At 70.0% G+C, this 9726-nt stretch carries 6 protein-coding genes; all 6 read left to right on the top strand.

From position 1 onward, the window contains the following. Positions 1–524, top strand: a 524-nt coding sequence (locus tag Q1K70_RS20065) for a glycosyltransferase family 4 protein (RefSeq protein WP_300163781.1), incomplete at its 5' end; no start/stop codon positions are given. An 11-nt stretch (positions 525–535) separates the two neighbouring features. Further along, positions 536–1573 carry a radical SAM protein gene (locus Q1K70_RS20060; RefSeq protein ID WP_300163778.1) on the top strand — a complete coding sequence of 346 codons (1038 nt, stop codon included), beginning with the start codon at positions 536–538 and terminating at the stop codon, positions 1571–1573. Next, positions 1570–5181, top strand: coding sequence for a 6-pyruvoyl-tetrahydropterin synthase-related protein (locus Q1K70_RS20055; RefSeq protein ID WP_300163775.1), 3612 nt, complete (start codon positions 1570–1572; stop codon positions 5179–5181). The genes Q1K70_RS20060 and Q1K70_RS20055 overlap by 4 nt, the downstream gene beginning before the upstream one ends. A gap of 68 nt (positions 5182–5249) precedes the next feature. After that, on the top strand, positions 5250–6158 hold the full coding sequence (locus Q1K70_RS20050) for a decaprenyl-phosphate phosphoribosyltransferase (RefSeq protein ID WP_300163772.1): 909 nt from the start codon (positions 5250–5252) through the stop codon (positions 6156–6158). Next, a complete protein-coding gene (locus tag Q1K70_RS20045; RefSeq protein ID WP_300163769.1) occupies positions 6155–8362 on the top strand; it encodes an SDR family oxidoreductase in 2208 nt (735 codons plus the stop codon). Before Q1K70_RS20050 ends, Q1K70_RS20045 begins: the two co-directional genes overlap by 4 nt. Further along, positions 8363–9535 carry a glycosyltransferase family 4 protein gene (locus tag Q1K70_RS20040; RefSeq protein ID WP_300163766.1) on the top strand — a complete coding sequence of 391 codons (1173 nt, stop codon included), beginning with the start codon at positions 8363–8365 and terminating at the stop codon, positions 9533–9535. Positions 9536–9726: the final 191 nt, after the last annotated feature.

Genomic DNA, 9726 nt, shown 5'->3' with positions numbered 1-9726 from the left:
AGGTGGCGGCCCAGCGGCCGGACGCCAGGCTCCTTATCCTGGGCGGCGGCAGCCCGTATTTCGACAGCGTGTGCCGGCCGCTGATCGACCGACTGGGCCTGGCCGACAACGTGGTCCTGCCCGGCTGGATTCCCCACCAGGACGTGCCGGCCGTGCTCTGCGCCTGCGACATCGGGGCCATGACCCTGCGGGCCACGCTCAACCACGACCATTACCTGTCGTTTAAGCTCTTCGAGTACTGGGGCTGCGGCAAGCCCGTGGTGGTGACGCGTCTCAAGGCCATCGGCGAGATCGCCCGGGACGGCGAAAACGCCCTTGTCGCGCCGAGCGGCGACGTGGAGGCCTACGCCCGGGCCTTTTTGCGGCTCATCGCCGACCGCGACCTGGCCGCCCGCCTGGGTCACGCCGGCCGGGAACTGGTGGTGCGTGAGTACGACTGGCGCGAGATCATGAAAAAGGAAACCGCCGTGTACACGGCCGAATTCCTGGACGCGGCCGCGCCGCAACCGGCCGCCCGGGCCTGATGTCCCCCGCCATGGCCCCTTCCTTTGCCAGCGTCATCATCGAGCTGACCAACCACTGCAATTTCTCCTGCCCCTTCTGCCCGAGCGACGCCATCACCAGGCCCAAGGGCTTCATGGACCCGGCACTCATGGACTCCCTGCTGACGCAGATCGCCCGGGGCGGGCTCGCGCCCGTGGTCCAGTTCGGGCTCATGGGCGAACCTTTCCTGCACAAGGGCCTTTTCGACATGGCCGCCCGGGCCAGGGAGCTGGGGCTTTTCCTGCGCGTGTTCACCAACGGCAGCCGGCTCACCGAGGCCAACGTGGAGCGCGTCGCGGCCTCGGGCATAAACGAGCTCTACGTCAGCTACCGGGGCGTGGACGCTTCGGCCTTCGCCGAGCTCTCGCGCACGGACGTCTCGGCCTACCGCGAGGGCGTGCGCCGGCTGGTGGCCGCCACGCCCCGCTTTCCCGGCCGCGTCATCCTCAAGGTCTTCAAGGACACGGTCTACGAAAAGGCCCTGGGCACCGACGCCATGGGCCGGCGCATGTCCGCCGGCCGGGTCGAGGCGCGCATGGCGGAACTCCTGGCCGGCCTCGTCCCGCCCGTGTCCTTCGCCCCGGACCGCGCCCGGGCCAACCATGCCGTGAAGGTCACGGACAACGTGTCCGTGCGCTTCGAAACCGTCTCCCGTTGGGTCAGCCAGGAAAACGCCGGCAGGGAAGGCTTCGTCAAGGGCGTGATCGGGGCCTGCGACGGCCTGGAAGGGCATTGCGGCATCCTCTGGAACGGCGACGTGACCACCTGCTGCAAGGACTACGACGGTAAAAACGTCTTCGGCAACGCAACAAGGCAGTCCCTGGTCGGCATCCTCGACGGCGACGCCGGCAGGCGGCTGCGCCGCAGCCTCAAGTGCTGCCTGCTGCCCACGGACTACTGCCGCCAGTGCCGGGGCGGCGACACCTGGCGCGACGCCCTGGTGCACCAGCTCGGCACCATCGCCCTGTTCAAAACCCCCCTTTCCCGCCTGGTGCTCGGCCTTGGCCGCGGCGGGGACGACGCGCCGTGAAGCGCCGGCTCGCGGCCCTCGGGGTCGTGGCGCTCTTCGCCGTCCTTGCCTTCCGGGGCATCCTCTTCGCCCCGGGCCACGTCTACCAGAACTGGGACAACGTCACCCCGCCCTTCACCGAGGAGATCAGGCGGCTGGCCGTCATTTCCCAGTACGGCTGGAACGCCCACTTCGACCTCGGCACGCCCGGGGGCTTCGGCGGCATCAACCGCTGGTTCGACATCGTGGTGCGCGAGGGCCTGGCGCCTCTCGGCGGACCGTTCCTGGCCAAGTTCCTGCCCCTGGCCTACGCCGTGGTCGGCGGCGCGGGCATCCTGGCCCTGTGCGCCGCCCTGGGCCTTGGCGCGCTGCCGTCGCTCGCCGCCGCGCTCCTTTTCGCCTTCAATCCCCGGCAGTATACCCTGGCCATAAGCGGCCACGTGCAGGAGTCCGGCTTCGCCCTGGCGCTTTTGCCCTGGATCGTCTGGCTGCTGTGGCGGGCCGTGACCGCCGCCGGCCGTCGCCGCCGGCTCGGCCTGTCCCTGGCCGCCGGGCTGCTGGGGGCGCTGGCCTGCTCGGCCTCGCCCTTCGGCATCGTTTTTTTCGCCGCCGCCACCGTGCTTTTTACCCTCGCCGCCACGGCCAGCCGGCGCGACCTGCGTCCCCTGGCCGTCTTCGTCGTGGCCGGCGCGGCCGTGGCGACCCTTTCCCTGCACTGGGTCGTGCCCGCCGGGCTGTCCCTGGCCGGGGGCGGGGCCACGGTCAAATACCACCAGACGGCCGAGGACGTGCGCGAGAACTACGTCGGCATGTACCGCCACTTCTCCGCGCCCCCCCGCCAAGCCATGCTCGGCCACACCGACAACTACGGCATGGGCACGGAATACGCCTATCCGGTCAATTTCAAGGAAAATCCCGCCTGGATCGCCGCCGCCCTGGGGCTTCTCGGCCTGGCGCTGACGGGCCTGGCCTACCGGGGGCCGGCCAGGGCGCTCAAGTGGTTCGCCGTGGCCTGCCTGCTGGCCGGCTTTACGTGCATGGCCGGGTCCAAGACCCTGGCCGGAGCGGTCTTTTACGAGAAATTTCTGGCCCGCGTGCCCATGATCTTCTACCTCATGGCCCGGCCGGCGCGCTGGCTGCCGCTCTATTTCACCGGCCTGTCGCTGCTGGCGGCCATGGGCCTGGCCGTCGTCTCGCGCCGGGCCGTCTGGCGGGAAAGCCGCCTGCCCGACGTCGCCGCCGGGGCCTTCGCCGCCGCCTGCCTGGCCGTCTACCTCGCGCCCTACTGGAACGGGTCCGTGGCCGTGCCCAAAAACGCCACCACCCAGACCATGGCGCTCATGCCCCAGCCCGTCTCCCCGGCCGAGGGCGCGCTGGCCAAGGCCCTGTCCGCCGATCCGGACGACTACCGGGTGACGGTCTGGCCGACCATCGCCGGCCCCACGGGCGACGTGCCCGCGTCCCCGGCCGACGCCGTCACGCGCAACTTCGCCATGTTCGGCAAGGACGCCCTCATGGGGCCGACATTCATCGGCGAGCCCTTCTCGCGCTACCTGCTGACCGTGCTCATGCGGCCCTGGCCGGCCACGGACCGCTTCGGCCGGCTGCTGGGCCTCGCCGCCGTGCGACGCGTGCTCTACGACCCGGCCGTGTCCTACCTGTCCTACGGCTCCTTCGGCTGGATGCCAACCACCAAGCGCGGCCCCGAGACGCTCTTCGACCCGGGCGACATCCTGGCCCCCTTCGTGGCCGCCCAGGCCGACCTGCGCCCGGACGCGAGCCTCGCCGCGCCGCCGGTGGAGGTCCTGGCCAACGCCGATTCCCTACCCCGGCTGCGACTGGCGCACGGGGGCGTTCTGGCCGCCGGCGGCTTTCCCCTGCTCCTTTCCCTGGCCAACGGCGAAGGCGGAGACTTTCCCGGCCGGGTCCTCTACGCCGGCGCGGACCTCGACGCGGCCCAGGCCAAGCGCCTGGGCGATGCGCTCTCCGGAGTGGCCGTCGCCGGCCGGTCCTGGCCGGAGCTGCTCCTGCCGTTTCTCCCGGCCGAGGCCTTCGTGCCGGCGCGCCAGGCCGTACTTGCCGGCTCCTGGGGCAACCTCGCCGGCCAGGTCCTCGACGATCCACGCCTGGGCGGGGCGGCCCTGGACGGCGGCGGCAAGGTCAGCCAGGGACCGGGCAAGGCGGAATTCCCCCTGATCGGCCACGGCTCCTGGCGCATCTTCGCGCGCCTGGGAGCCGCGCCCTTGGCCGGCCGCACGGTCGTGGCCCTGGACGGCGCGCCCGTGGCCGAGCTCGACGCCGGCCCCCTCGGCCGGGGACTCGACTGGATCGACTGCGGCACGGCCACCTTCGAACCCGGCCCGCCCCATGCTCTGACCGTGGCCGCGCCAGGCCGGGGCACGTACGTCTCGGGCGTGCTCGCCGTGCCCGAGGAGGCGTTCGAGGAAGCCCGCGCCGCCGTGGCCGCCTTGGCCGGGCGTGGCGGCGTCACCCTCGTTGTCGAGGCCGAGGAGGCGACGACCGCTCCGGCCGTGTCCATGGCCCCGCGCCTGACCGTGCCGCTTCTCGCCGCCGAGGCCGGCGTCGCCGCGGCCAAAGAAAACGCCCAGCTTCGCGACGTCGATCCCATGGGCGGCGGCGTGGTGGCCGTGGAGGGCGACGCCCCGGGCGAGATCGCCTTCACCGTCCGCTTCCCCGTGCCGGCCCATGACGTCGTGCTGGAAGCCTATCCCCGGCTCTTCGGCGACAAGGCCTCGCCCTCCTTTGTCGCGGCCGAGGCCTCCGTGGACGGCGGACCGTTTCGGCCCCTCTTCCGCGTCGAGGGCAAGTCCGACGACCGCTGGGAGGACGTCTACGGCCGCCGGGAAGCCCACCGCATCCCCGGACCGGCCACCACCCTGACCGTGCGCTTCGCCATGCGCCAGGCCCAGCTCTCCTCCCAGGCCAACGCGCCCAACCAGCCCATGCGCCTGGTCGCCGAAACGCCCGTACCGGGCGGGGCCACGCTCTCCTTCGGCGCAGCGGCCCGGCTGCCGGCCGTGCTGGACCTCGCCGCCCCGGTCCCCGGGGACTACGTCGCCGACCTGCGCCTGATCGGCCCGGCCGGCGCGGCCGTGTCCCTGCCGGACGGCCGGCGGCTGACCTTCGAGGCCGACGGCGCGCTGGACGTCTCCGGCCTGGCCGTGGCCACGGACGCCGACGGCCGGGCGCGCCTCGCCCTTTCCGGCCCGGCCGCCGTGGCCGTGGACCGCCTGTCCCTTTCCCGGGAGGCGACGACGCCGCCCGCGCCGCCGGGGCTTTCCTACGCACGCGTCAACCCGGGCCATTACACGATGGACCTGCCCCCGGGCAGCGGCGGCAAGACCCTGGTCTTTGCCGAATCCTTCCATCCGGGCTGGCGCTTGCGCCTGGCCGACGGCCGGGAGGTCGTCCCCCTTCGGGGCTACGGCTTCCTCAATGCCTACCTCCTGCCTTCCGGGGCCGAGGGACCGGCTTCCCTGGTCTTTCGCGACGAGGCGGCCATGGCCCGCCTGCGCCCGGTGACCGCGGCGGCCTGGGGCGTCCTGGGGCTCGCCTGCGCCGCCCTGCTCGTCCCCTGGCCCGGCGGCCGGGCGCGGAGCGACGATTGAACCGCCGGGGCAACCCGGCTATGGTGACGCCGCCCGCCGGCCAACCAGCGCCGGCCGGCCGGAGCACCATGGAAAACCGTCCGTCGCGGCTGGCCTCCTGCCTGAAGCTGGCCAGGCCGCACCAATACGTCAAAAACGCCTTCGTCTTCCTGCCGCTGTTCTTCGGCTGGAAGCTGGCCGGCCCGGACGCCCCGTCCCGGGCCGTGCTGGCCTTTGCCGCCTTCTGCCTGACCGCCAGCGCCGTCTACGTCGTAAACGACCTCAAGGACGTGGAAGAGGACCGGGCCCACCCCACCAAGCGCAACCGGCCCCTGGCCAGCGGCGCGCTTTCCCCCCGCGAAGGACTCGTCTTCGCGGCCGGACTCCTCGCCGGCGGCCTCGTCCTGACCCTGGTCCTGGGCTGCGGCCCCTTCGCCGCCATCCTGGCCGCCTATCTCGGCATCAACCTGCTTTACAGCTTCGCGCTCAAGCACAAGGCCCTCATCGACCTCGGCTGCATCGCCGTGGGCTTCGTGCTGCGGGTCTTCGCCGGCGGCGTGGTCACGGGCGTGACCCCCAGCCACTGGATCGTGCTCATGACCTTCCTGCTGGCGCTTTTCCTCGGCTTCGCCAAGCGCCGCGACGACCTGCTCCTGTCCGCCGCCGGCTGCGAAAAGACCCGCCGGTCGCTGGACGGCTACAACCTGGAGTTCGTTTCCGCCTCCATGATGATCATGGCCGCCGTGGTCATCGTGAGCTACATCCTGTACACGGTCTCGCCCGAGGTCATCGCCAAGCACGGCTCGGACAAGTTGTATCTGACCGCGATTTTCGTCATCATGGGCGTGCTGCGCTACTTGCAGATCACGCTCGTCGAGTGCAGAAGCGGCTCGCCGACCCTGGTCCTTTTGCGCGACGGCTTCATCCAGGCCTCGCTGCTCCTTTGGATCGCCAGCTGCTACCTCATCCTCTACATGGAGCATTCCGGTCGTCCATGAAAAAGATCATGCTCTTCTACCCGCCGGGCCGCTTCTACCAGCGCGGCGAAGACCGTTCCCAGGGCAACGTGGAGCAGTCCACGGCCACGTCCATGCGCGCGCCCAACGACCTTGGCTACGCCGCCGCCACGCTTAAAAAGGAAGGCTTCGCCGTCTTCCTGCGCGACTACCAGACCGAACGCGCCAGTCCCGCCGACCTGCTGGCCGACTTCGACCGGGAAAACCCGGACGGCATCTTCGTCAGCATCACCAACTCCACCATCTTCGACGACCTGAAGCTGATCCGGGAGCTGGCGGGCAAAAAACCCGGCCTTTGCGTCATGCTCAAGGGCGCGATCTTCTTCGCCCCGGACCGGGCGCTCCTCGACCAGCTCGACCTGGCCGACGTCACCTACTTGATCGGCCTGGAGTCTGACTTCATCGTGGGCCGGCTCGCCGCCGCCCATTTCGGCGACCCGGCCGCCGTGCCCGCCATCCGGGGCATCCTCTACAGGAAGGACGGCGTCTGGACCCCGACCGACTTCGCCTCCTGGGAAACGGACCTGGACAGCCTGCCCTTCCCGGACCGCAGCCTGATCAACAACGCCCTCTACGCCCGGCCCGACACCGGCGAGCCCCAGGCCACCATCGCCACCTCGCGCGGCTGCCCCTCGGCCTGCATCTTCTGCATGACGCCGAAGATCTCGGGCAAAAAGTTGCGCCTGCGCTCCCCGGAAAACATCCTGGCCGAGCTGTCCGAATGCTACTTCACCCACGGCATCCGCGACTTCTTCTTCAAGTCCGACACCTTCACCTTCGATCCGGACTGGACCGCCGCCGTGTGCCGGGCCATCCTCGATTCGCCCCTGGCCGGCAAAATCCGCTGGGTCGCCAACTCCAAGGTCAAGCCGCTTACGCGCGAGACGCTCTTTCTCATGAAAAAGGCCGGCTGCTGGCTGGTGGCCTTCGGCTACGAATCCGGCAGCCCCGAGACCCTCTCGCGCATCCGCAAGCACACCACCGTGGAGGACAACCTCCAGGCCACGAAATGGGCCAAGGAAGCCGGGCTTCTCACCTTCGGCTTCTTCCTCGTCGGCCTGCCCTGGGAGGGCCGCGAGCACCTCGACGCCACGCGCCAGCACATCTTCGCCCTGGACAACGACTTCCTGGAACTGCACATCGCCATTCCGTATTACGGCACGCGCTTAAACGACATCGCCCGCGAGGAGGGCCTGCTCCCGGGCACGGTCCTCGGCAAGGACTACTTCAACGCGCCGACCGTCGGCACGACTCGGCTCTCCATGGAGGAGATCGAGGCCTTCCGCAAAAAGACGCTCCTCGATTTCCACCTGCGCCCATCCTACATCGGCAGAAAGCTCCTCCAGGCCGGCGGCAACCCGAAGATCGTCGCCAACTACGCCCGCTTCGGCCTGCGCCTGCTCAGAAACACGCTGCTGCCGCCCAAAAGGAAGCCTGCCGCCGCCGACACGCCGCCCCACGTGCTCATCCTCGGCGCGGCCTCGGACATCGCCCTGGCCCTGGCCCGGGAGCTGGCCCACAAGGACGCCGCCCTCCTGACCCTGGCCTCGCGCGACCTGCCCCGCCTGGAGGCCGCCGCCGCCGACATCCGGGCCGCCTGCGGCACGGCCGTGGACGTGCGCCCCTTCGACGCCCTGGATTTCGCCGGCCACCAGGCCTTCTACGACGCCCTGGACCCGGCCCCGGACGTCGTGGTCGCGGCCTTCGGCCTCTACCCCGACCAGAAGGCCGGGGAGCGCGACTTCGCCCTGGCCAGGGCGACGCTCGACGTCAACCTGACCGGCGCGGTCTCCATCCTCGAAATCGCCGCCCGGGCCATGGAAACGCGCGGCAGCGGAACCATCGTCGGCCTGTCCTCCCCGGCCGGCGAGCGCGGCCGCAAGAGCAACTACCTCTACGGCGCGGCCAAGGCGGGACTCACCGCCTACCTCTCGGGCCTGCGTCACCGGCTGGCCAAATCCGGGGTGCACGTGGTCACGGTCCTGCCCGGCTGGACCCAAACGCGCATGACCGCCGCCGCCCCTACGCCGAAGCTCCTTACCGCCACGCCCGCCCGCGTGGCCGCCGACATCCGAGACGCCGTGGCGCACGGCAAATCCGTGGTCTACACCCCCTGGTTCTGGCGGCCCATCCTCTGCCTTGTGCGGGCGCTGCCCGAAAAACTCTTCACGAGAACGAATCTCTAAATGAAAATCCTCTACCTCAATCACAATCCCGAGGGCTACGGCACCTATTTCCGTTGCTACCACCTGGCCCGGCACCTGGCCGAGCGCGGCCACGAGGTGACGCTGCTGTGCGCCTCGCGCGAGCCCACGCTCTCCATCCGCGACCGCAAGGAAGGCAGCCTCACCATCCGCATCCTGCCGCGGGTGAACCTGGCCACCTACCACACCGGCCACACCCTGCGCATGTTTTTAAACGCCCGGGAATGCCTGACCCAGCAGATGGACATCCTGCACGCCTTCGCCTTTCCCCTGCACCCCATCAGCTTCCCGACGCTGCTGACCTCCATCGCCCGGCCCAAGGTCAAAATCGTCCTCGACCACGACGACATGTGGAAAGGCGGCTTCACCCTGCACCACCCCGCGCCCGTGCGCGCCGTCTACGACTTCACCGAGGAGCGCCTGCCGGCCAGGGCCGACATGGCCACCGCCGCCAGCGCCATCCTCATGCAGAAATTCCGCGACGCCGGCCTGCCCGAGGAAAAAATCCACTACATCCCCAACTGCCCCACGGTCTCCGCCGCCATGCCGGACAAGGCCGCAGCCCGCGCCGCCCTCGGCCTGGCCCCGGACGCCAAAATGGTCCTCTCCATGGGCCACACCTACACCGAATCGCTCTTCGCCCTGCTCGACGCCTTCGCCGAGGCCCGCAAGACCGTCCCCGACCTCAAGCTCTACTTCCTCGGCAAGCTCCATATCTCCGACGTCTTCAAGGCCCGCATGGCCGTCTACGAGGAGCGCTTCGCCCCGGACATCGTCAAGGTCGGCGAAAAACCGTCCTCCGAGGTGCCGACCTACCTCGCCGCCGCCGACGCCCTGCTCCTGCCCATGGACGACGACCCCATCGAAAAAGCCCGCTTCCCCATCCGCTTCGGCGACTACCTCGCCTCGGGCGTGCCGGTGGTCTCCAACGCCGTGGGCGAGATCAAACGCATCATGGAAACCTACGACTGCGGCTACACCGCCCCGGTCGACGATCCGACCGCCTTCGGCCAGGCCGTCGTCACGGCCCTGACCGATACCGCCGACCGCCAACGCAAGCACGACAACGCGCACAGGCTCATCGCCGAGGAGCTCAACTGGCCCGCCGTGGCCGCGAAGCTGGAAGCGATCTACGAGCAGACGTTGGCGGGTTGAAGATGGGGACGGAGGGGGAGAGGGAGAGAGAAAGGAGAAGACGCCTCCGGCGGCCAGGAGGGGGTGACCCCCTCCTGGACCTCCCCAACGGGGGGGAGGAAAGTAAGCGGGTGGCGGCGCAGTCGTGTACGGGAGTGCGTCGGCGAGGCCGGAATTGGCCTTTCGATGCCGTCGCTTCGCTCCAGGCTCGA

Origin of the sequence: Solidesulfovibrio sp. (assembly GCF_029978005.1) — a bacterium.
Taxonomy (GTDB): Bacteria; Desulfobacterota; Desulfovibrionia; order Desulfovibrionales; family Desulfovibrionaceae; genus Solidesulfovibrio.
The sequence above is the reverse complement of the archived record's forward strand: the minus strand, read 5'-3'. Positions and strand labels throughout refer to the sequence as shown.

Excerpts from the sequence above, each read along its gene's own strand:
- Q1K70_RS20060 (WP_300163778.1), top strand. The coding sequence starts at position 536 with ATGGCCCCTTCCTTTGCCAGCGTCATCATCGAGCTGACCAACCACTGC.
- Q1K70_RS20050 (WP_300163772.1), top strand. The coding sequence starts at position 5,250 with ATGGAAAACCGTCCGTCGCGGCTGGCCTCCTGCCTGAAGCTGGCCAGG.
- Q1K70_RS20045 (WP_300163769.1), top strand. The coding sequence starts at position 6,155 with ATGAAAAAGATCATGCTCTTCTACCCGCCGGGCCGCTTCTACCAGCGC.
- Q1K70_RS20040 (WP_300163766.1), top strand. The coding sequence starts at position 8,363 with ATGAAAATCCTCTACCTCAATCACAATCCCGAGGGCTACGGCACCTAT.